The organism is Oleiphilus sp. HI0125 (assembly GCF_001635355.1).
On the sequence record NZ_LWGF01000001.1, the window covers coordinates 19,327 to 40,253 of the forward strand.

Consider the following 20,927-nt stretch of genomic DNA (forward strand, 5'->3'; position numbering starts at 1 on the left):
GTGTCAGAATATTCACGCTTCAAAGTTAGAGGCTACCATTTAGACCAATATGGTCATACCAACATTGGTGCATACAACACTTTCATGGAAGAAGCCCGCTGGCGTCTTTTTGAAAACTACAATGCAGTAGAGTTCTTCTCTGAGCTCGATCTAGCACTCACCCTCGTTAACTCCGAAGTCAATTATCGTAGACCTTGCTCTCTAGGAGACGCACTAGAAGTTCAAACGAAAGTTATGCGCATCGGAACAACAAGTTGTAAAGTACAACAGTCTATCTTTCTCGATGGCGGCAACACACACGTTGTCGACGCAGAACATACCTTTGTACTGATGGACAAACAAACCCTTAAGTCCTGTAAGATCGAAGGCAAAGCGCGCGAAAAGCTTGAGCAATTAGCACAAGTCTTCTAGCTTTCTTGAACAAACGGTCACGTTTTGATTCAGCCCTGCAACTCCGCTATTCTTTCGCCCCTCGAAACAATGCCACAGGCCTGAAGTCATGAATGTTTTAGTTGTAGGTAGCGGTGGGCGTGAACATGCCCTCGCTTGGAAAATCGCCCAAGACCCATCTGTTCAAACTGTTTTCGTAGCACCCGGCAATGCTGGTACCGCGAACGATACAAAGCTCCAAAATGTGAACATTGACGTTCTAGCATTCAAGGAACTCTCTGACTTTGCTATCGCCAATAAAGTCGAGCTCACGGTAATTGGCCCTGAAGCACCACTTGTAGAGGGTGTCGTTGATCATTTTGAAAACTTAGGGCTCGCTTGCTTTGGCCCAAGTCAAGCCGCAGCACAACTCGAAGGTTCTAAAGCATTCACGAAAGACTTTTTAGCACGCCAGGATATTCCAACAGCCTCATATCAAAATTTTACTGAAGTAGAACCTGCTCTCGCATACTTACAAGAACAAGGTGCACCTATTGTCGTAAAAGCAGACGGACTAGCAGCAGGCAAAGGCGTGATTGTTGCCATGACACTTGAAGAAGCCGAAGCAGCAGTAAAGGACATGCTCTCAGGGAATGCATTTGGAGAAGCCGGCTGTCGCGTTGTCATTGAAGAATTTTTAGAAGGCGAAGAAGCCAGCTTTATCGTGATCGCGGATGGTGAAGACTGCATAGCGATGGCGACAAGCCAAGACCATAAACGTGTTGGAAACGGAGATACAGGCCCTAATACTGGTGGAATGGGAGCTTACTCCCCTGCTCCGGTCGTTACTCCGGAAGTTCACGCGCGTATTATGGATCAGGTCATCAATCCAACCTTAAAAGGCATGGCTGAAGAAGGGAATCGTTACCGCGGTTTTCTTTATGCAGGCCTGATGATATCGCCTGATGGTCAACCAAAAGTGATTGAATTCAATTGCCGTTTTGGCGATCCGGAAACACAACCGATCATGATGAGATTAGCGTCTGAGTTGGCACCACTGTGTAGCGCAGCTATTAACGGAACGCTAGCGGATCAAACGCCTCGTTGGCATGATAAGCCCGCTGTAGGTTTAGTGCTCGCCGCAGGAGGATATCCAGCTGCATACGATAAAGGAATCGCAATATCTGGGTTAACCCTGTCTTCGAGCAAAGAAGAGAAAGTCTTTCACGCAGGTACCAGCTTAAAAGACGGTGAAGTTGTGACCTCGGGCGGTCGCGTTCTATGCGCAACAGCACTCGGAGATAGTGTTTCAGAAGCGGCAAGCAATGCTTACGCACTTGCTAAGACGATCAGTTGGGAAGGCATGTTTTATCGCGACGACATCGCATACCGTGCCATTGCTCGTGAAAAGCAACAGAGCTAATGGCAAATACTCAGTTATAGCAGTTAGCTATAGCTGAGTATAAATTTTCTCAATCAATGCATCCGTTTCATCCCAACCGATGCAGGCATCCGTAACCGACTGCCCATAATTCATTGTGTCACTAATATTCTGACGACCTTCGACTAAATGGCTCTCGAGCATAAGGCCTTTAATCACATCACACCCTGCAGTTTTTTGAGCAAGAATATTTTCAACTACTTTCGATTGAAGTGCGTGATCCTTGCCGGAGTTTTCATGACTACAATCGACCAATACACTTGGTATTAAACCAGCCTCAGTCATCATTTTCTTCGCCTGGGCTAAATGCACCGCATCATAGTTTGGCCCGTGTTTTCCGCCACGCAGTACCAATTGACCATACGGATTACCGACCGAACGCATACGATTAATTTGTCCATCTTGGCACATCGAGAAGAAACTATGAGGGTTAGCCGCCGAAATTAATGCATTAATGGCAACATCTAATCCTCCATCGGTACCATTCTTAAACCCGACTGAACACGGTAAAGCACTCGCCATTTCTCTATGTGTTTGAGACTCAGTTGTTCGAGCGCCAATTGCTACCCATGAAATCAAATCATCCAAGTAAGGCATCGCTAGAGGATTTAAGGCTTCAGTCGCCAGAGGCACACCAAGCTCAACCAAGCGTAACAACAAACTTCTGCTTGCCTCTAAACCTGCGCCTAAGTCATCGGAGCCATCCATATCTGGATCGTACAACATCCCTTTCCAACCAACACTTGTTCGTGGTTTTTCAAGATAGGCACGCATAACGATAAGTAGCTTATCGCTGAACTTTTCGTTTAATGCGACAAGACGCTCGGCATACTCAATTGCAGATTGATCACAATGCAATGAACATGGACCTGTTATCACTAACAAGCGATTATCTGCCCCTGTCACGATATCCTGCACCTGTTGACGTTGCTTAAAAATCTGATCAGACAACGCATCATTCAAAGGAAGACATTCCTTCAAAGCTTTTGGGCTGATTAAAGGGGTCAGTATCGCTACCGCTTCTTCATTGCTCGATTGGGCTTGAACTTGGCTCATTGTTGTTTTCCTTCTAAAAAAAAACCTCGGGGGGCTGCGCCTACCGAGGTTTCTTCTTCGGAGGCGCTTAGATGGCCTCCCTATAATGCTTAGTTAGCTGGGCACGACCATAACTTGGTGATAACCAAAATAAAAGCTAAAGTGCCACGCAGCAGAAGATGCCGGATAAGTCATTCGGTTGTTTTGAGGTCGAGTTTGCTTCAAATTCATCTTCATAGTGGGATCAAACTTAACCTCGATTTCATGATTTGTAAACAGCCAGACCTTTATTTCCTGGATATCGGGCTTATATCGTGAACATTCGCGCACAAAAAAAGAGAACAGCATGTCAGATCTATACCAATCCGCCTTTCAACTCAGTAAAAAAGTCGCGCTCGAAGCAGGACAACTGATTAAACAATTACGCGAGGAAGGTTCTCTTGATCATCAATATAAAGATCAACATGAACTCGTGACCAATGCTGATCTTGCCGCAGATAAACTAATTGTTGAGCGCATTAAAGAAGTGTTTCCAGATCATCGTTTTTTGACTGAGGAAACCTGCACAGACAAATCACTCGGGCATGATTTAAGCAGTCCAATTTGGATCATCGACCCCATAGATGGAACCGTCAACTATGCCCACGGACAGCAGATGGTCGCGGTCAGTATTGCATTTGCTTGCGATGGAGATGTGCAATGCGGGGTCGTATACAACCCGTTCCTAGATGAAATGTTTTGCGGATTAAAGGGTGCCGGCGCAACTCTCAACGAAGAGGCTATAAGCATAAGTGGCCAACAAAATTTGCGTAAAGCAGTCTTTGCAACGGGCTTCCCCTATGACAAAAGCACGCTTCCTCCGATACTCGAACGCGTGACCATTATGCTCGAAAAATGCCAAGACTTACGTCGTTTAGGCAGTGCTGCCTTAGATATTTGTTGGGTTGCGTGCGGCCGCCATGATTTTTACTTTGAATCTTTAAGCCCATGGGACTTTGCCGCGGCACGTGTCATTGCTATAGAAGCAGGCGCACGTTGCGGCCATTTCAGTGAAGTTCCAGCTCATATTCCTGCGGCCATTTATGATAAGAACTTATTGATAAGTTCGCCCGCACTCTTCGATCAAGCACGAGCGCTTCTCGCCCCAACAACCTAAATTATGGCTATTGAAATAAGCCACTCGCTAAGATCGGCCAATGACTCACCCAATGCGCCGTTGGCTTAACTTTGAACTCACTACGAACAAATTGGTGAACGCGCCCTTCAACATTGACCAACAACAAGTTTGCGCTAGCCGCTGGACTAAGACGTCTGGTCAAACCCTCTTGGGCCTCACCTTCTTTGATAATTTGCTTGAGTTCTGTTTCTAAGCGTTGAAAAAACTGCTCGGCGCGATTCCGAACTTTTTCGTTCTCTCCCGCTAATGCATCACCAGCAAGAATGCGACACATTCCTTGATTCTTTTCAGCAAAAGCAAGCACCAAAGTTAGTATCTTCTGCAGCTTGTCTAAACAGCCTTGCCCCTCAGCCTTAATACGCGTCACACGGCTAAACACAGTCTCTTCGATAAACTCAATAAGGCCTTCATACATTTTCGCCTTACTCGGGAAGTGCCTGTAAAGCGCAGCCTCGGTAACCCCGACTTCAACCGCGAGCTTTGCAGTGGTGATACGCTCCCCTAAATTGTCCTCAAGCATACTGGCTAGTACTTGAAGGATTTGCTCTTTTCTACTCACTTTTTGTTTTTTTTCCGGGGCCATTGTGGCTATCTACCCTCGTTATTTTAATTAAACTCAACCTTAAATTAGGCCTTCAAGAGGTGAAGATGCAGAAGCGTATAGTTTACGAGGCATCCGACCCGCTAAGTATGCAGCGCGACCACTTTCAACCGCCAATTTCATTGCGTGCGCCATCATCACAGGATCTTTAGCTGCTGCAATGGCAGTATTCATCAACACGCCATCACAACCAAGTTCCATCGCGATCGCTGCATCCGAAGCCGTACCAACGCCCGCATCAACTAAAATGGGCACATTCGCATTCTCAAGAATCATATGAATATTGTGCGGATTGCGAATCCCGAGCCCACTACCAATGGGGGCACCTAGTGGCATCACCGCCACACAACCAATCTCTTCTAGCTCTTTAGCGATCAAAGGATCATCTGTTGTGTAGACCATGACCTTAAAGCCATCTTTGACCAAGGTCTTTGCCGCCGACAATGTTTCGACCACATTTGGGTAAAGCGTCTTCTGATCGCCAAGCACCTCAAGCTTCACTAGATCATGTCCATCAAGAAGCTCACGCGCTAATCTGCAAGTCCGTACGGCATCTTCCGCGTTATAGCAGCCAGCCGTATTGGGAAGGATCGTATATTTCTCAGGAGATATAACTTCTAATAGATTGGGTTCATCAGGATTCTGGCCGATATTCGTTCTTCGAACCGCTACCGTAACGATCTCTGCGCCACTTGCTTCGATTGCAATACGTGTTTCTTCAAGGTCTTTATACTTTCCTGTTCCTACCAACAAACGACTTCCGTAACGTTTGCCAGCAACCTCCAGAACACCCGTATCTATTTGATTCATTGTCACTGATTAACCCCCACCAATTGCTTGCACCACTTCAACGATGTCACCCGTACTTAACGTCGTGTGTTCATGTTCAGTTTTAGGCACAATTTCTTTATTCAACTCTATGGCGTAACGTTTTCCAACTAACGACATGGCTTTCGCGATATCTTGAAGTGTTGCGTTATCATCACATTGGAAAGCTTCACCATTCAGCATAATTTCCATTAAAGAATCACTCTCCGAGTTTCTTAGTCTTCATCCGATACATTGCATAAGCCGCAACAAGCCAAGCAGCTATCAACAAAACGCCACCAACTGGCGTTACCATGCCCCAAGATCTTACTCCCGAAACAGCCAATACATATAAACTTCCGCTAAATAGACATACACCAGCGATCATTAATGCCGATGCTCTTTGCAGCGCTTTCCCAGCAAGCGAGTCAGACGTCTGCGTCAACAAAAGCGCCAACACCATAAGCCCAAGCGAATGATTAAACTGATACTCAACACCAGTTTGAAACACTTCTAACATGCGTTCACTTAATCTGGGCTTTAAAGCATGTGCGGCAAACGCACCTAAAGCTACAGACAAACCTGCTGACAGAAAGCTAATCGCTAGCAAAGTTGATGAAAGACGATTCATGTTTCGTTGTAATTCTTATCCGTATTTGGCTTACTTCAAGCCTCGACACTGACACGCTCAAACGTATCGATATTTAATGCAGTTAGACTGCCACCCCAGACACAGCCTGTATCAATCGCTTGAAACTGTCGGCTTCCAGTATGCCCCTCTAGCGCAGCCCAATGACCAAAAATTGTTACCCACTTATGCGTAACTGGGTATGCAAACCAAGGTTTAAAATCATGAGGTGTTTTATCGACACCTTCTTTTACTGAAAAATCTAAACGACCATTTTGATCAACAAAGCGCATGCGCGTTAAGTAGTTTGTAATCACCCTCAGTCGGGTTTGCCCTGCAAGAGTTCTATCCCAAACATCAGGGTCGTTGCCATACATTTCACTGAAGTAAGAGCTCAAGGCTTTCTTATCATTGCCAGCTAATATTTCATGCACTTCTTGGGCGTATTTTCTTGCTTTTTTTACTTTCCAAATATGCGGCAAGCCAGCATGACTCATGAAAAGCTTTTTATCGTCGTCTACTTGTACAAGGGGCTGTTTGCGCAACCATTCCATTAAATCGTCACAGTCATTAGCCTCAAATATCTCGCGCAAAGTATCTTTTCGCTTTAGTAAGTGCTCACTATAGTAACAAGCTAAAAGATGTAAGTCATGGTTCCCTAAAACAATTCTCGCTTCGAGGTCTCTCGCCAATCGCAAACAGGATAGGGAGTCAGGCCCTCTATTGACGAGATCCCCGGCCAGCCATAACTCATCGCGCGAAGGACTATACGCAAGCTTATCTAATAAAGCCTGAAACTGAATGTAGCAGCCTTGTAGATCCCCCATTGCATATCTAGTCATTACTCATAACTCAATGGGTCAATCGCATTATTAAGTTCAAAAGCTTCCAAACGTTCTTGGCATGCGCCACATTTTCCACACGCTTTCTCTTTGCCTTTGTAGCAAGTCCAAGTCTTGCCATAGTCCAAATCATATTTGAGGCCTTGCGCTAAAATCTCTCCTTTAGACGAGTTAAGAAACGGCGCAACAATCTCGACTGGCTCATAATTAGCAATACGCGCCACATCTGCCATTTTTTGGACAAACTCAGGACGACAATCAGGATAAATCGCATGATCACCACTATGCGCACCGTAGTAAACAAAACCGGCACCGATTGATACTGCATAACCGACAGCGAGAGAAATCATGATCATGTTCCGATTCGGCACCATGGTAGATTTCATACTCTCTTCTTCATAATGCCCGTCAGGAATTTCAATATCATCTGTGAGTGAAGATCCGAGTAATAATTGATGGATAGCCGTGATGTCGACGATTTTGTGAGGGATAGCTAACTCATCACACACCTTTTGCGCGTAATGCAGCTCTTTTGAATGTTTTTGCCCATAATTAAACGAAACCGCATAAACTTGTTTACCCGTCCTTACTGCGTCATGGAGAACGGTAAACGAATCCATTCCACCAGAATAAATCACGACAATTTTATCACTCATAGTTCACTCCTTATTGCTCGGTCTGCATTCTAGCTTGTGAATATTGTTCCGCAATCAAAACTTACTATACCGATGCGTTCACTTCGCAGTTTTCGAATATATCTTCTACGATCAATTGCGAGCATGTTAAACACTGGCTACCATAGCAAAAGTTTTTTAAGCGCAGCCCATTATGACAGCAGTTAATCCTATATTTATCGACTTTGAGGCCTCCAGCCTTGATCTTATTGCGAGCTACCCAATTGAAGTGGGCATTTGCATGCCTAACGGTGACACTCACTCATGGCTCATTAAGCCTCATGTACTTTGGAAGGATTGGTCTGGCAAAGCGGCTAAGATTCATGGGATCAGTCGAGATGAGCTCGAAAAAAACGGACAAGACTGCGATCAAGTAGCGCAAGAACTCAATGAGCTCTTAGGTGATCACTTTGTTTATTGTGACGCGTGGACCTTTGATAGCTTTTGGCTTCACCGCTTGTTTAAAGCTTCAGGGATCAAACACAGCTTTCAAATTGAATCTATTAGCGCCTTGCTTGATGCAGACCAAGTTTCGAAGTGGCAAGACGTCCATAACCAAGCCATCAATGACATGGATTTATTACGTCATCGCGCATCAAATGATGCACTGATCTTACACGAGACCTTCAAGCGTTTGATTCAGAGCTGATCTAGCGCACATTTCAATTCAAATATCACCCATCACACGCAGAATATGCGTGTATAAGATGGTACACTCGCGCAGTCTTTAAAATCTAAATGAAGTGCGTGAGTACCCTATATGCAACAAGTCTTTAAGCTGAGTGCAACACTCTGTTCAGCTTTATTGTTAAGCGCCTGTGATCCAGCGTTCCAAACTACTGCTCAAAAATGTGCCGAAGGGCAAGCTCTAGATATTGCTTTTCCAGTTCCTAGAGCAGACCGCTATAAAGTCGATGCCAATACTGACCCCAACGCATACCAACTCTATTTAAACACCGCAATCAATACGATGTTCGCCGATCCAATGGAAACATTAACTGCGGAAGAGAGCGATGCACTGACTGAAATAAAAAGACTCGTTAATGAATTTCTCAATTACGAAGACGATGGTTCAGTAGTCACGAGCGCAACCAACCAACTCGATTTCTTTGAGCAATTAGTACTTACCGAAGCGGCATTTGATAGCATTCGTCAGAGAGTGAAACAAGCCACGATTGATGATGATGACTTTTGTACATTCACGAACCGCAATATTCGTTTTATCGACAGTGACGATCCAGAACTCAAGGAAATTGGTTTTGGCGAAGTCACAATTGAATACAGTCCGTTTACGCAACTCGTGAGACAGTCTGTCATTTTCGATACCAGCGAAACCTTACTCGATGACATCCAGACACGTGACCGCGCGCAATACAGCGGATTCTTCCAAGTAAAAGGAAGCGACTACGATGCCGTCAACTACATCAAACCAGAAGTTCGACAAGCGATCGTCAACCACCCTGACGATGACAAAGAATTTGCTAGATTTTCATTTGATGAAGCGACCGATACAGAACTGAGTCAACTATTGATCGATTATCAGAATGACTACTGTGATACCGATCCAACGACCGTCGCTGACGAAAATAACGTGTCATCGACAACCTATGATGATTGTGCTGTAGGCATTCCAACACGAGTTCCATCCACTGTGCCTGAAGTGGCAGCAGAGTGTGGCGCGTCAGAAAATAATAAGTTCTCCGACTATAGTTTTGATCTAAACAGCACACACACGGGACTGCGTCGTTTGCGTGTTGAGGTAGATCTTAGAGACATGTTTAAAGGAGAGGTCCGCATTTACGGCTCTACCTATAACGAAGCGATCTATGCTTCCGATGGCACAACGGTTATTGAGAACCCAACGGATTGCGAGAAACAAGCTGTACTCGATGCTTTAGCTTTGATCGATCCAGATAAAACGGCGGCAGAAGGCGTGCGCTTAACATTTGTGCCTGACACCAATTACGACATCACCTACCAAACCGATGCTGACGGCCAACCGGTTCTTGATGAAAACGGTTTACAAATTATCGATAGCGAACCAACCCCACTATATACATATCAGGGCACGGCATCCGCCATCCCATAATCATCTAACGCAATGCTTCTTCTGGCCTCTGCTATAGTTAATCTAGCGAGGCCAAGGCTAACTAAGAGGAAGAATTGCGTGTCGACCCCATCCATTGCCCATACCATTAATGAATTCATGAGCTTTAGTGAGTTACTAGATGACGCTTACTGGGAAGCCTCATCGATCACAGACAAAGACTTCATTTACGATATACACAGCATGTTCTTGTTAGAGATTGGCGAACTTAATAAGCTCAGCATACAAGACCATCACTACCCCTATGAATTTATCACTGAAGGAATTCGTCGCATCGTGCCGAAGGTAGAGGAGCTAGAACAACGTTTAAGCAACTTAATTCCGAGAACAAAAACGCTCATAGATATGCGCGACATCCTGTCGAATATTTTGGTAATCCTGGAAGCTCAAAACGAGTTTTAGAGGAATCTTTGGTGGAGGACAGAGATGGCAATGAAACCCTCGGCCCTCCACACAAACCAAATTACATGGCGACCATCATTGGCCATGTATAGTGATCAACTAATAACGCAACAAACAACAGCATCAAATAAGTGATCGAGAATTTAAAAGTATTGATCGCATCATGCTTATGATGATTTCGAATCATGCGCACAGACCACTGAATAAAGCGCAAGCCAAGTAACACTGCAGAAACTAAATAAATCTCTCCGCACATACCCGTCAAGTACGGAAGAATAGTTACTAACAACAAGATCACGCTGTATAGCAAAATGTGCAACTTAGTGTATGACTCTCCATGCGTGACTGGGAGCATAGGTATGCCAACCTGTGCATATTCTTCTTTTCTATGAATCGCTAAGGCCCAAAAATGCGGGGGCGTCCACGCGAAGATAATGAGCACGAGCAATAAGGCATGAGGATCCAAATAACCTGTTGAAGCAGTCCAACCTAACAGAGGAGGCGCAGCGCCTGCCAAACCACCAATCACAATATTCTGGGGAGTAGCACGCTTGAGATACATCGTATAAATTAATGCATAGCCGATTAATGAAGCTAAGGTTAACCAGGCCGTCAGGGCATTCACCCAGACCATTAATACCAGCATCCCGATGCTGCCAATTAATGCCGCAAAGATAAGTGCAGATGCACTATCTACTTTCCCCTGCACGATCGGGCGTTTCTTGGTACGCGACATGTGCACGTCAATGCGTTGATCAACGACATGATTGATTGCCGCAGCGGATCCCGCCATCAACGCAATCCCTAGATTACCCAATATAAGAGCTTCCCACGATGGCAAGCTATATGTCGCTAGGAGCATACCCACGACGCTAGTTAGCAGCATGAGGGCAACCACTTTAGGTTTGCAGAGTTCTAGATAGTCTTTCCAAGAAGCACTCGCTGAACTCGTGCTTACTGACACTGTTGTTTTCATTACGTCCTCCCGCCTTATTATTTTTGTAGGCGATATATCTGATAATTGAGGTTCATCATGCTTAACAACAACAAAGCACCTACAGCATTATGCGCAACTGCAATAGCCAATGGAACCAATAAGATCACATTACTTAAACCTAAACCAAACTGCACGACGAGCACTGCAGACATCAGCAATAAGGCATTACGAATGGAAGATGCGTGATTCTGGCGCCAAAGCACAAACACCATCCATATCAAATACACTGACAAGACAATCGCCCCAACACGATGTGTAACCTGTATCGCGACACGACTCTCATTGTCCATCGTTCCTCCCAAATAATTGGGGCCGACTTCTTGCGTTAAATCAAAGCCTTTCCCGAAATCCATATCCGGCCAAAAACTACCCTGACATGTCGGTAGTTCATCCCCACACGCGAGCGCGGCGTAATTCGATGCGGTCCACGCACCTAAAAATATTTGTATAACGACCAGTATTAGCCCTATAAGTGCAGCTTTCTTCCCAACAGAAGTTCCTTTTTTCTTTAGCTCAGTATCCGAGTCACCGCGCTCACGCCTCGTTCTCAACACCAATAAAAAGAGCAGTGATAGGGTCGCAAACCCTCCTAATAAATGCGCACTTACAACTTGCGGCCATAACTTTAGTGTGACCGTCCACATACCAAACATGCCCTGGCAGATGACGAGCGCTAGCAAACCAAAAATATGCCCATATGGTAAAGCCTCTTCTTTCGCCGTTCCTGAAATTTTGGCGCGCACACTAATAGCGTACACAGACAAACATAGAAGGACGAACCCCAAGAGACTCGCAAAATAACGATGAATCATTTCAGGCCAGCCTTTATCGACCTCTACTGGCGCATCAGGAAAGCGCATTTCGGCGATCGCAATTTTTTCAGGCGTCTCTGGCACAGTAAGAAAACCATAACAACCCGGCCAGTCTGGGCAACCAAGACCTGCATCAACCAGACGAGTCCAAGCGCCCAGCATAACCACAACACTAGCTAAAAACGTCGCGCCAATAGCAACTCTATTAATGACTCTGCGGTACATCATCTCTCTCCCATTAACCAATGTTTGAGAGTTTCAATAACTTCTTCAAATCGTCTTTGAGATCGTAGCCACTATTAGTTGAGTCGTAGCGAAGAATGACATTACCCAGCGGATCACTCACCCATAAGTTCCACGTTTTGCTTGTGTCTGCCTGTTTATAGAGCTCAATTAGCGCTGACTCATCAACACTCTTCACTGACAACTGTGGATAATCTGCCGCGAGTAAGTCTTGCGTTTGCTCTGCTTGGGTGGATAACAACACTCGTGCCACACGCTCTTGTTCGCGCGCCATCAATATATTCACTTGTCTTGCGGTATGCGCAAGATCCTGACACTCCAAAGTGCACTCTCCCGAGCCTGTTTGTACGATCAACCACTTACCATCTGTTTCGGGATAAAACCCTTTGGCATTTTGTTGATATCCAAAGCTATTGAGATTTAAGGTCGGGGTTAATAATTGGCCTTTATTTGTTTTGCCTGTCGGAATAGCGACACTGCCAAAATACATGAGCATTGCGAGCATGACTGGCACTCCGGCCACACAAAAAATACCAATCAATTTAAGTTGGCTTTTTCTTCTAGTTTGTTCAAACGATACCGACGATTCACTCATTCTTATACTCCCTACTTCTTGTTGTTATGTTCTTGGTATTAATTTGTATGTCGCCCATAGTGCCAGTATCACTAAAGCAAACGACATCGCGAACCACTGAAACGCATAACCAGTGTGTTTATCGGGTGTTTGCGACTGGTAATTCCAATACAAATCTGGCGCATCTATTGTCGCGCCAATGTCGGACGCGAATGGGACTCGATGTAGTAGCCTAAATTCGGAATTCTCCACTAAATCAGCGGCACTCAGTTCTCGTATTTTTTCCATGTTCAGTGACTGAACACGCCATATACTTTTCTCTCCAAACTCGGCATCTTCATTCCAAACGGGCAACGATTTTTCTGTCCAGTAGAAATATCCTGTCAAAGACTGAGGAGTTACAATACTGCTAACTTTTGGCAGCTTGTCTCTATATTTTGGTGCCGCTATCCACCCCTGATTCACCAATAAAGATCCGCCCGAATCTAAAGCGAAAACACTGGCCAGTTCATACCCCACTTTTCCTTGATATTGGCGGTTATCAAGCAAAAAGTGTTGCCCAGTAAAATGGCCCTGAATCAATCTAGGTTCGAATAATTTGATAGGATCGTTAGAGGGATAAGTTCGCAGAGGAAGTTGAGATTGTAGTGTCAGTATCTCTGCTCTTTGCTGTTTTTGATCTGCACGATCTAATTGCCAATGTCCTAAAGACAGCATAAGCGGAAGAAACACCGCTACAAACAACCAAATAAATATAAGCGGTCGCTTAGCTTTAAACTGCTGCCCCTTGGTGGTCTCTGGGAGACTCTCCGCAATCGCCATTACCTTCACCACTACCTCAGATTTATAACAGCTTTGATTCCTAATCTGAGCGCGTTAAACTCAATGCACTCATACAATAAGAAGAAACCAAATGCTTAAAATTCTTATCGGACTCATATTGCTCGGCGCCGTCATTAGCTTGTTCAGCGGTCTCGTCTTTTTGATTAAAGACGATGGCAAATCAAAACGTTTAGCCAACTCCTTAACTGTTCGAGTTGGGCTTGCTGTATTACTTGTTATTGTTGTTGCTATTGCTTTATGGACGGGTGAGCTTCAGCTCAACCCATCCCCTGTTTAAGTCTCTTGCTACAGAATATAAACCAAGAAAAATAAACCTAACCACACCACGTCGACGAAGTGCCAGTACCATGCTGTCGCTTCGAAGCCAAAGTGATTTGCTTTATCGAAGTGGCCTTTACGCACTCTGAAAAACATAATGATCAACATTAGAGTCCCAAGCGTTACGTGTGCACCGTGAAAACCCGTCAATAAGAAGAAGGTCGTGCCATAAATCCCAGAAGACAAGGTCAGATCGAGGTCATTATAGGCATGCACATATTCATAACCTTGGAAGTATAAGAACACGACGCCTAGGGCAATGGTCGCACCCAACCACAAGGTTAATTTGCCACGATCCCCATCTTTTAACGCATGATGCGCAATCGTGATCGTGACACTCGAAGCCACCAATAAAGCAGTATTAAGTAACGGAATTCCCCAAGGACTAATCAATGCGCTCGGCCCTGGATATAACTCGTTATTTGGGTTCACCATTAATGGCCAAGTCGCCTCAAACTCAGGCCATAACAACTCGCCTGTTGAGGTATTCGCGCCCTCTCCGCCGATCCATGGGACAGCCAATACTCGGATATAAAACAAAGCGCCAAAAAAGGCCGCAAAAAACATCACTTCTGAGAAGATAAACCAACTCATCCCCCAGCGGAAAGATCGATCCATTTGCTCACTGTAAAGACCTTGTTGACTCTCTTGGATGACGTGCCCAAACCAACCAAAAAGCATATAGGCCATGATCAATGCGCCTATCATAAAGGTTAGCCAAGACATACCGGTCGATTCACCAGCAGAGCTCGCGTTCATCACGCTGCCAGCACCAACGACCGTTAAGAAAAGTCCTACTGTTGCAACAATAGGCCAGCGACTCTGCGCTGGAACGTAATAGCTTGTTTCTGCAATCATTCTTAGACTCCTTATCTCATAAAGACGCGCTTAACCGCTCGCGGACGTCTGATAAATTTTTATAGTGCTGCTTGTGTTGTTGTTTCTTCTAATTCTTCTGGGTCGAGCGTCTCTGTTTGATCAAATAAGGTGTAAGACAAAGTCAATGTACCTAAATGATCGGGCAAGGCCTCGTCGACGACGAAACGTAAAGGCATCAAAACTTCTTCGCCTGCTTTGAGTAATTGTCGTGTAAAACAAAAACACTCGGTTTTATGAAAATAGTCTGTTCCCTCGGACGGGGACAAGCTCGGAACAGCTTGAGCAACCATTGGATTAGATGTTGGGTTTCTTGCATAGAAATCGACTTCTATGATTTCACCTGGATGCACCTCAACTTGATAATCCACGGGCTTAAACTCCCACGGCATACTCTCGTTGTTTTGAGTAATGAACTGCACACGCACCTGACGCGATTCGTCCCTCTCTTGAGCTTGAGCTTTCGCTTCCGAATAAGGACCAGACGTTTTTCCGTTCAATCCTGTAATGTCACAGAACACGTCATACAAAGGAACCAAGGCAAAACCAAAACCAAACATCGCGACAACCGCGAATACGGACTTCACTACTGTTCTTTTTGTATTTTGATTTTGCATATGAAGGCTCCCTAATGACTTACTTCACCTCAGGTGGAGTTGAGAAAGTGTGGTATGGCGCTGGTGACGGCACTGTCCACTCTAGCCCCTCAGCCCCTTCCCATACTTGATCCGTTGCAGGTTCACCACTGCGGATGGCTTTAATCACCAAATACAAGAACAGCAACTGCGTCGCCCCGAAAATAAATGCGCCAACAGAAGAGATACTATTAAAGTCAGCAAACTGAAGTGCATAATCGGGAATACGTCGAGGCATACCAGCGAGCCCAAGGAAGTGCATCGGGAAGAACGCCAAGTTCATACCAATAAACGACAACCAAAAATGTGCTTTAGCGAGTGGCTCGCTATACATACGCCCACACCATTTAGGAAGCCAATAGTAGACTGCGGCAAATATCCCAAAGATTGCCCCGGGAACTAACACATAATGGAAATGCGCGACCACAAAGTAAGTATCGTGGTACTGGAAGTCAGACGGCGCTATCGCCAACATCAATCCCGAAAAACCACCAATGGTAAACAGCACAACAAATGCGACTGAAAATAACATCGGCGCTTCAAAGGTGAGTGAACCTCGGAACATCGTCGTGATCCAGTTAAAGACCTTCACACCCGTCGGCACTGCGATCAACATCGTTGCATACATAAAGAACAGTTCACCCGCGAGAGGCATCCCCACAGTGAACATATGGTGAGCCCATACAACGAACGACAAAATCGCAATTGAAGCGACCGCATAAACCATGGAATGATAACCAAAAAGTGGCTTACGCGAAAATGTAGGAATAATCTGACTCACGACTCCGAACGCAGGGAGAATCATGATGTATACCTCAGGATGACCGAAGAACCAGAAAATATGCTGGAACAATACGGGGTCACCACCGCCAGCCGCATCAAAGAAGCTAGTTCCGAAGTGAACATCCATCAGCATCATTGTCACAACACCTGCCAAGACCGGCATGACAGCAATCAGCAAGAATGCGGTAATCAACCATGTCCATACAAACAATGGCATTTTCATTAAGGTCATACCTGGGGCGCGCATATTCAAAATGGTCGCAATCACGTTAATCGCCCCCATAATGGATGAGATACCCATCATATGAACGCCAAAAATGAAATATGTCACGGTATCTGGAGCATAAGTCGTCGATAAGGGCGCATAGAATGTCCAACCAAAGTTTGGCGCACCGCCCTCCATGAATAACGTGCTTAACAATAAGCCAAAAGCAAAAGGTAGAATCCAGAAGCTCCAGTTGTTCATGCGAGGCAGCGCCATATCAGGCGCACCAACCATCATTGGGATCATCCAGTTCGCCAAACCTACGAAAGCAGGCATAACGGCGCCGAACACCATGATCAGACCGTGCATCGTGGTCATCTGATTGAAAAACTCGGGTTCGACTAATTGCAAACCTGGTTGAAAGAGTTCTGCTCGGATAGTGAGTGCCATACAACCGCCCACAAGAAACATCGCAAAACTGAACCACAAGTACATCGAACCAATATCTTTATGGTTGGTAGTAAATAGCCAACGCGCAATACCTTTCGTTGGACCATGGTGCTCATGATCGTCATGAGACGGATTGTCGATTACAGCGCTCATAAGCCCTCCTATTTATTTTTATAGTCAACGATGTCTTTGGCAGAAACATTGTCGCCGGTGTCATTACCCCACGCATTGCGCTCGTAAGTAATAACTGCAGCAATATCAACCTCACTCAATTGCCCACCATAAGCTTGCATAGCCGAGCCAGCAACACCATCAACAACAACCTCAATATGCTTATCCAGCAGTTTTGTAGCGATCTCTGTTCCTACAAGGCTTGGGAACGCCGGAGGAATACCCTGCCCATTCGGTTGGTGACACGCTGCGCAGTTGGTCGCGTATACTTTTTCTCCGCGTTCCATCTGTTCTTCTAAGGTGAAGGTGAGTTTGGCAAGTTCTGCTGCCGCTTTTGCTTCTTCTTGTTTTTGTGCAAGCCAATCATCGTATTCGGATTGTTCGACTGCACGCACGACAACAGGCATAAAGCCGTGATCTTTACCGCAGAGCTCTGTACATTGACCGCGATATACTCCCGGCTCATTAATACGTGTCCAGCTCTCATTAATAAAACCAGGAATGGCATCTTTTTTAACCGCAAAATCAGGAATCCACCATGAGTGAATCACGTCATTTGCCGTAATTAAGAAGCGAATTTTTTTACCAACCGGCACAACGAGCTCGTTATCTACTTCTAATAGATAATTTTCGTTTTTCTCTTGTGCGTTATAGATTTCTTCTTTGGGTGTGGACATGTTGCTGAAGAAATCGACCCCTGAGCCCAAATACTCGTAACGCCATTTCCATTGGTAGCCAGTGATTTTGATATCCACATCAGCATCACTAGTGTCGTACATTTCAACAAGTGTTTTGGTCGCTGGAATTGCCATGACAACCAGAATAATTACAGGAACGATCGTCCAAATAATTTCTATCGTGGTATTTTCATGAAAATTCGAAGCTACCGCGCCTTTACTCTTACGGTGCTTAAAGATCGAATAGAACATCACCCCAAACACTACGACACCAATTGCCACACAAATCCAAAAAATGGTCATGTGCAAGTCATAGACTGAGTGACTAATGTCCGTCACTCCGCGAGGCATATTCAATCCATACTCTGCGCTTACATCCGCTGCATAAATTGCAGACAGCAGCAGACTCAGCGCCTTTACTAGGCGTGATCGCATACGGGTCTCCACAGATTATTATTTTTGTTCCTGTGAGGCTTCCTACTACTAACTACTTAACTACTTCAAAGAAGCTCAAGTAACAGTTGGATTTATTTTTATTGCCCTTTGAGTATAGCGAGCTGCATTTTGAAATCGCAACGCCTTTTAGGCCTTTTTTGTTCTTTTTTTGAGCTTTTTTTTCGAACAGTGCTTTGCGACACGAAAGTTTTGTTTACTTTTTGATCAAATCTTGAGGGTCGAGCAATTTTACAACGCTCACTTCTTCTTGTTCGGTAGGTTCTTCAAATTGATTAACGCGTGTTTTTAATTCATCCGGCGAAACATTTGCAACGAGTGCTTCTGTAAAACCACAAGCCACACACTCGCGAACCGTTTTGCCATTTTCTTGAAAAGATACGAGGCGGTCCATTTCTCCGCAACGCGGACAAACTGCACCCGCTATAAAACGTTTTGTCATGGTTTAAGCACCCATTTGTTTGAGCAAAGCTTCAGAGCTAGGCATTCTACCTCTAAACGACTCAAACATCTCGCCTACATCACGCGAACCACCACATTCTAGTATTTCGTTTCTAAAGCGCAGGCCAGTCTGCTGATTGAACACGCCCTCTTCCTCAAAGGCTGAGAAAGCATCCGCAGACAACAGCTCTGCCCACTTATAACTGTAATAACCCGCCGCATAACCGCCTGCGAAAATATGCGTAAACGCGTTAGCAAAACGTGCGAATGATGGAACAGGCACAACGGATATATCTGCTTGCGTGCGTTCTAGTAGCCCTTGTATATCGGTTTTATCCTTTTGATATTCATGGTGTAAACAGAAATCAAACAAGCCAAATTCCAATTGACGAACAGTCTGCATTCCAGCCATAAAGCTCTTGGCTTTCATCATCTTTTCAATCAATGCGTCAGGCAAGCTCTCCTTGTCATCGACATGTGACGACAAAAACTCGAGCGCTTCGGGCTGCCAGCACCAGTTTTCCAGAAATTGACTCGGCAACTCAACAGCGTCCCAAGGCACACCAGCGATCCCAGAAATCTCAGGATAAGAAATCTTAGTCAAGCAATGGTGCATTGCATGACCGCATTCATGGAATAAGGTTACGACGTCGGAATGTGTCAGCAAACTTGGCTTTCCGTCACTCGGCGCAGCAAAATTACAGACCAAATACGCAACAGGTAATAAAGGCTCTTCTTTGTCGAACTCTGTCAATTTATGACATGTACCTACCCATGCGCCGCCACGTTTTCCATCACGCGAATACAAATCCATGTAGATATACGCCAAGGCTTGACCATTTTGCAAAACTTTAAAACAGCGCGCATCGGGGACTGGCGTACTTACCCCTTCTTGCTCTTCAAGCTCAACACCGAAAACGCGCTTTAGTACTTCAAACAAGCCACTTAAAACCGTTGGCAAAGGGAAATATTGGCGTAGTAATTCCTGATCGACATCAAATCGTTCCTTACGCAAGGTCTCCGTCACAAACGGTACATCCCATGCAGCTAGCTCAGCCAATCCGAATTTCTGTTTTGCATAAGCTGTCAGCTCAACAAACTCCTTCTCCGCAAGAGGCTTAGCTTTCTCATGAAGATCGTATAAAAAATCGAGGACCTGCTGCGGCGATTCAGCCATCTTCGTTTGCACCGATAAGTCTGCATACGAAGCCAAATCTAATAATTCAGATTTACGTAAACGTGCATCCATAATGTCACGCATTAGTTCTTCATTCGCGTGAGAGAGATCATGCGGCCCTTGATTTGAAGCTCTGGTAATAAACGCTTCATACAAAACTTTTCTGAGATCTCTATCCTCGCAATACTGCATCACGGGCAAATAAAGAGTGAGATCCAAACCCAAGAGGTAACCAGTTTCATAGCCCTTATCTCTAGCTCTTTCTTCTAAACGAGAAATGACTGATGAAGGCACACCTGCTAATCGCTCTGCATCAACGATATGTAATGACCACGCTTGCGATGAATCGAGTACATTTTCAGAAAAACGATTACTAAGGCCTACAAGTTTCTGATTAAGTGCTTTGAATTCAGCTTTGGCATCATCTTCTAATGCAACACCACTCAAGCGAAAGCTACGCAACTTATTTTCTAAGACTTTTTTCTGAGAGGCATTAAGACCACTTTGTTCTGAGACAGCAAGATAACGAGAGTACAATTCTTTGTTCTGGGCAACAGCGGAATAAAAAGCACTCAATTCCTCTGACAGCGTTTTATAAACCGCACGCAATTCTTCGCTATCGGCGACCGCTTTTAGATGCGAAGCGATCGACCAAACGTGATCAATCTTGCGANNNATCATCACCGAGGTGAACATCTCCAAGTACAAGTGCACTAGGGTCGACAAATACATCATTGCCAAGCTTGGGGGAGTGTTCTACATAACTACGGACTGATTTCATGGCTTTCTTCTATACTTTGTGAATTGTTACAGAGAAGATTGTTGCGATTATGTTTCAATTGCTCTTCTCATCATTCCGTCAATATTGTTCTAGGCCGACCTGAATGTCTACAGCCCTTTTGCAGGAACAACAGCTTCCAGCTTTTGAAACGTATTCCGTTTCAGATTTCCGCCCCGCATTAGAAGCGTTAATGTCACAATTCAATAATCTGCTTGAGAAAGTATGTGCTCAACAAGAATCTAGTTGGGATGAAACGGTCGCTCCGCTCAGTGATTTGAGTCGCAAGATTGATCACGTTTGGTCGATCGCTTCGCATCTAAAAGCGGTCGCCGATAGCGAAGAATTGCGTGCGGTTTATAAAACGCTGTCAGAGGAATTGAGTGCTTTTTATTCCGCTGTTGCCCAGAA

General features: G+C 45.0%; 24 protein-coding genes and 1 pseudogene. 8 read left to right on the plus strand and 17 right to left on the minus strand.

The features are described from left to right. Window positions 1-411 (plus strand): thioesterase family protein, encoded by a 411-nt coding sequence (locus A3762_RS00115; RefSeq protein ID WP_068479481.1) that lies wholly within the window; start codon window positions 1-3, stop codon window positions 409-411. Between the two features lie 88 nt (window positions 412-499). Next, on the plus strand, window positions 500-1,792 hold the full coding sequence (gene purD / locus A3762_RS00120; protein WP_068483380.1) for a phosphoribosylamine--glycine ligase: 1,293 nt from the start codon (window positions 500-502) through the stop codon (window positions 1,790-1,792). Window positions 1,793-1,819: 27 nt separating this feature from the next. Here purD and A3762_RS00125 read toward each other — a convergent pair whose 3' ends face one another. Continuing rightward, a complete protein-coding gene (locus A3762_RS00125; RefSeq protein ID WP_068483377.1) occupies window positions 1,820-2,866 on the minus strand; it encodes a 3-deoxy-7-phosphoheptulonate synthase in 1,047 nt (348 codons plus the stop codon). Between the two features lie 325 nt (window positions 2,867-3,191). On the opposite strand from A3762_RS00125, the gene A3762_RS00135 reads away from it, so the two are divergent. Continuing rightward, window positions 3,192-4,001 carry an inositol monophosphatase family protein gene (locus tag A3762_RS00135; protein ID WP_068753508.1) on the plus strand — a complete coding sequence of 270 codons (810 nt, stop codon included), beginning with the start codon at window positions 3,192-3,194 and terminating at the stop codon, window positions 3,999-4,001. Between the two features lie 7 nt (window positions 4,002-4,008). Here A3762_RS00135 and slmA read toward each other — a convergent pair whose 3' ends face one another. The 6 genes from slmA to queC are packed head-to-tail and all read right to left on the minus strand — an operon-like array spanning window position 4,009 to window position 7,556. After that, the gene (gene slmA, locus A3762_RS00140; protein WP_068753511.1) at window positions 4,009-4,605 is read right to left on the minus strand and encodes a nucleoid occlusion factor SlmA; all 597 of its coding nucleotides are present in this window, start codon (window positions 4,603-4,605) and stop codon (window positions 4,009-4,011) included. A 39-nt stretch (window positions 4,606-4,644) separates the two neighbouring features. Further along, complete coding sequence (locus A3762_RS00145; RefSeq protein WP_068483373.1) at window positions 4,645-5,433, minus strand: thiazole synthase; 789 nt, start codon at window positions 5,431-5,433, stop codon at window positions 4,645-4,647. 9 nt (window positions 5,434-5,442) lie between these two features. Next, window positions 5,443-5,643 (minus strand): sulfur carrier protein ThiS, encoded by a 201-nt coding sequence (gene thiS, locus A3762_RS26725; protein ID WP_068479597.1) that lies wholly within the window; start codon window positions 5,641-5,643, stop codon window positions 5,443-5,445. 7 nt (window positions 5,644-5,650) lie between these two features. Beyond that, a complete protein-coding gene (locus A3762_RS00155) occupies window positions 5,651-6,061 on the minus strand; it encodes a DUF423 domain-containing protein (RefSeq protein ID WP_068753513.1) in 411 nt (136 codons plus the stop codon). A gap of 35 nt (window positions 6,062-6,096) precedes the next feature. Further along, the gene (locus tag A3762_RS00160) at window positions 6,097-6,900 is read right to left on the minus strand and encodes a symmetrical bis(5'-nucleosyl)-tetraphosphatase (RefSeq protein WP_068753514.1); all 804 of its coding nucleotides are present in this window, start codon (window positions 6,898-6,900) and stop codon (window positions 6,097-6,099) included. Beyond that, window positions 6,900-7,556 (minus strand): 7-cyano-7-deazaguanine synthase QueC, encoded by a 657-nt coding sequence (gene queC, locus A3762_RS00165; RefSeq protein WP_068483367.1) that lies wholly within the window; start codon window positions 7,554-7,556, stop codon window positions 6,900-6,902. The genes A3762_RS00160 and queC overlap by 1 nt, the downstream gene beginning before the upstream one ends. A gap of 172 nt (window positions 7,557-7,728) precedes the next feature. Here queC and A3762_RS00170 point away from each other — a divergent pair, with 172 nt between their 5' ends. The 3 genes from A3762_RS00170 to A3762_RS00180 all read left to right on the plus strand — a co-directional run bounded on the left by A3762_RS00170 (window position 7,729) and on the right by A3762_RS00180 (window position 10,083). Next, window positions 7,729-8,223 carry an exonuclease domain-containing protein gene (locus A3762_RS00170; protein ID WP_197468887.1) on the plus strand — a complete coding sequence of 165 codons (495 nt, stop codon included), beginning with the start codon at window positions 7,729-7,731 and terminating at the stop codon, window positions 8,221-8,223. 111 nt (window positions 8,224-8,334) lie between these two features. After that, entirely contained in the window at window positions 8,335-9,663 is a 1,329-nt protein-coding gene (locus A3762_RS00175; protein ID WP_068483362.1) for a hypothetical protein, read from the plus strand. A gap of 78 nt (window positions 9,664-9,741) precedes the next feature. Continuing rightward, window positions 9,742-10,083 carry a hypothetical protein gene (locus tag A3762_RS00180; RefSeq protein WP_068477865.1) on the plus strand — a complete coding sequence of 114 codons (342 nt, stop codon included), beginning with the start codon at window positions 9,742-9,744 and terminating at the stop codon, window positions 10,081-10,083. A gap of 61 nt (window positions 10,084-10,144) precedes the next feature. On the opposite strand, the gene cyoE is transcribed toward A3762_RS00180, so the two are convergent. From cyoE to A3762_RS00200, 4 genes are read right to left on the minus strand one after another with little or no spacing between them, the layout of a single operon-like run. Beyond that, on the minus strand, window positions 10,145-11,059 hold the full coding sequence (gene cyoE / locus A3762_RS00185; protein ID WP_068483358.1) for a heme o synthase: 915 nt from the start codon (window positions 11,057-11,059) through the stop codon (window positions 10,145-10,147). Between the two features lie 17 nt (window positions 11,060-11,076). Beyond that, the gene (locus A3762_RS00190; RefSeq protein ID WP_156493078.1) at window positions 11,077-12,120 is read right to left on the minus strand and encodes a heme A synthase; all 1,044 of its coding nucleotides are present in this window, start codon (window positions 12,118-12,120) and stop codon (window positions 11,077-11,079) included. 10 nt (window positions 12,121-12,130) lie between these two features. Next, the gene (locus tag A3762_RS00195; protein ID WP_068483353.1) at window positions 12,131-12,730 is read right to left on the minus strand and encodes a hypothetical protein; all 600 of its coding nucleotides are present in this window, start codon (window positions 12,728-12,730) and stop codon (window positions 12,131-12,133) included. 24 nt (window positions 12,731-12,754) lie between these two features. Further along, window positions 12,755-13,531: an SURF1 family protein gene (locus A3762_RS00200; protein WP_156493079.1), complete on the minus strand. Its 777-nt coding sequence runs from the start codon at window positions 13,529-13,531 to the stop codon at window positions 12,755-12,757. A 91-nt stretch (window positions 13,532-13,622) separates the two neighbouring features. Between A3762_RS00200 and A3762_RS00205 the strand changes: the two genes are divergently transcribed. Next, a complete protein-coding gene (locus tag A3762_RS00205; protein ID WP_068753516.1) occupies window positions 13,623-13,829 on the plus strand; it encodes a twin transmembrane helix small protein in 207 nt (68 codons plus the stop codon). Between the two features lie 8 nt (window positions 13,830-13,837). On the opposite strand, the gene A3762_RS00210 is transcribed toward A3762_RS00205, so the two are convergent. The 6 genes from A3762_RS00210 to A3762_RS00235 form a co-directional block, all read right to left on the minus strand. Beyond that, complete coding sequence (locus A3762_RS00210) at window positions 13,838-14,728, minus strand: cytochrome c oxidase subunit 3 (RefSeq protein ID WP_068753518.1); 891 nt, start codon at window positions 14,726-14,728, stop codon at window positions 13,838-13,840. 59 nt (window positions 14,729-14,787) lie between these two features. Then, window positions 14,788-15,363, minus strand: coding sequence for a cytochrome c oxidase assembly protein (locus tag A3762_RS00215; protein ID WP_068483340.1), 576 nt, complete (start codon window positions 15,361-15,363; stop codon window positions 14,788-14,790). A 19-nt stretch (window positions 15,364-15,382) separates the two neighbouring features. Beyond that, window positions 15,383-16,972: a cytochrome c oxidase subunit I gene (gene ctaD, locus A3762_RS00220; RefSeq protein ID WP_068483337.1), complete on the minus strand. Its 1,590-nt coding sequence runs from the start codon at window positions 16,970-16,972 to the stop codon at window positions 15,383-15,385. A gap of 8 nt (window positions 16,973-16,980) precedes the next feature. After that, window positions 16,981-18,102: a cytochrome c oxidase subunit II gene (coxB, locus tag A3762_RS00225; protein ID WP_068483416.1), complete on the minus strand. Its 1,122-nt coding sequence runs from the start codon at window positions 18,100-18,102 to the stop codon at window positions 16,981-16,983. A 214-nt stretch (window positions 18,103-18,316) separates the two neighbouring features. Further along, window positions 18,317-18,562, minus strand: coding sequence for a YheV family putative zinc ribbon protein (locus A3762_RS00230; protein ID WP_068475886.1), 246 nt, complete (start codon window positions 18,560-18,562; stop codon window positions 18,317-18,319). Window positions 18,563-18,565: 3 nt separating this feature from the next. Continuing rightward, a complete protein-coding gene (locus A3762_RS00235; RefSeq protein WP_068753519.1) occupies window positions 18,566-20,419 on the minus strand; it encodes a M3 family metallopeptidase in 1,854 nt (617 codons plus the stop codon). Between the two features lie 203 nt (window positions 20,420-20,622). On the opposite strand from A3762_RS00235, the pseudogene A3762_RS00240 reads away from it, so the two are divergent. Further along, window positions 20,623-20,927 (plus strand): annotated as a pseudogene (locus A3762_RS00240) (hypothetical protein); the annotation flags it as partial.

Excerpts from the sequence above, each read along its gene's own strand:
- ctaD (WP_068483337.1), bottom strand. The coding sequence starts at position 16,972 with ATGAGCGCTGTAATCGACAATCCGTCTCATGACGATCATGAGCACCAT.
- A3762_RS00210 (WP_068753518.1), bottom strand. The coding sequence starts at position 14,728 with ATGATTGCAGAAACAAGCTATTACGTTCCAGCGCAGAGTCGCTGGCCT.
- A3762_RS00125 (WP_068483377.1), bottom strand. The coding sequence starts at position 2,866 with ATGAGCCAAGTTCAAGCCCAATCGAGCAATGAAGAAGCGGTAGCGATA.
- A3762_RS00170 (WP_197468887.1), top strand. The coding sequence starts at position 7,729 with ATGACAGCAGTTAATCCTATATTTATCGACTTTGAGGCCTCCAGCCTT.
- A3762_RS00200 (WP_156493079.1), bottom strand. The coding sequence starts at position 13,531 with ATGGCGATTGCGGAGAGTCTCCCAGAGACCACCAAGGGGCAGCAGTTT.
- A3762_RS00160 (WP_068753514.1), bottom strand. The coding sequence starts at position 6,900 with ATGACTAGATATGCAATGGGGGATCTACAAGGCTGCTACATTCAGTTT.
- queC (WP_068483367.1), bottom strand. The coding sequence starts at position 7,556 with ATGAGTGATAAAATTGTCGTGATTTATTCTGGTGGAATGGATTCGTTT.
- slmA (WP_068753511.1), bottom strand. The coding sequence starts at position 4,605 with ATGGCCCCGGAAAAAAAACAAAAAGTGAGTAGAAAAGAGCAAATCCTT.
- A3762_RS00155 (WP_068753513.1), bottom strand. The coding sequence starts at position 6,061 with ATGAATCGTCTTTCATCAACTTTGCTAGCGATTAGCTTTCTGTCAGCA.
- A3762_RS00205 (WP_068753516.1), top strand. The coding sequence starts at position 13,623 with ATGCTTAAAATTCTTATCGGACTCATATTGCTCGGCGCCGTCATTAGC.
- thiS (WP_068479597.1), bottom strand. The coding sequence starts at position 5,643 with ATGGAAATTATGCTGAATGGTGAAGCTTTCCAATGTGATGATAACGCA.
- cyoE (WP_068483358.1), bottom strand. The coding sequence starts at position 11,059 with ATGAAAACAACAGTGTCAGTAAGCACGAGTTCAGCGAGTGCTTCTTGG.
- A3762_RS00135 (WP_068753508.1), top strand. The coding sequence starts at position 3,192 with ATGTCAGATCTATACCAATCCGCCTTTCAACTCAGTAAAAAAGTCGCG.
- purD (WP_068483380.1), top strand. The coding sequence starts at position 500 with ATGAATGTTTTAGTTGTAGGTAGCGGTGGGCGTGAACATGCCCTCGCT.
- A3762_RS00195 (WP_068483353.1), bottom strand. The coding sequence starts at position 12,730 with ATGAGTGAATCGTCGGTATCGTTTGAACAAACTAGAAGAAAAAGCCAA.
- A3762_RS00215 (WP_068483340.1), bottom strand. The coding sequence starts at position 15,363 with ATGCAAAATCAAAATACAAAAAGAACAGTAGTGAAGTCCGTATTCGCG.
- A3762_RS00230 (WP_068475886.1), bottom strand. The coding sequence starts at position 18,562 with ATGACAAAACGTTTTATAGCGGGTGCAGTTTGTCCGCGTTGCGGAGAA.
- A3762_RS00190 (WP_156493078.1), bottom strand. The coding sequence starts at position 12,120 with ATGATGTACCGCAGAGTCATTAATAGAGTTGCTATTGGCGCGACGTTT.
- A3762_RS00145 (WP_068483373.1), bottom strand. The coding sequence starts at position 5,433 with ATGAATCAAATAGATACGGGTGTTCTGGAGGTTGCTGGCAAACGTTAC.
- A3762_RS00175 (WP_068483362.1), top strand. The coding sequence starts at position 8,335 with ATGCAACAAGTCTTTAAGCTGAGTGCAACACTCTGTTCAGCTTTATTG.
- coxB (WP_068483416.1), bottom strand. The coding sequence starts at position 18,102 with ATGCGATCACGCCTAGTAAAGGCGCTGAGTCTGCTGCTGTCTGCAATT.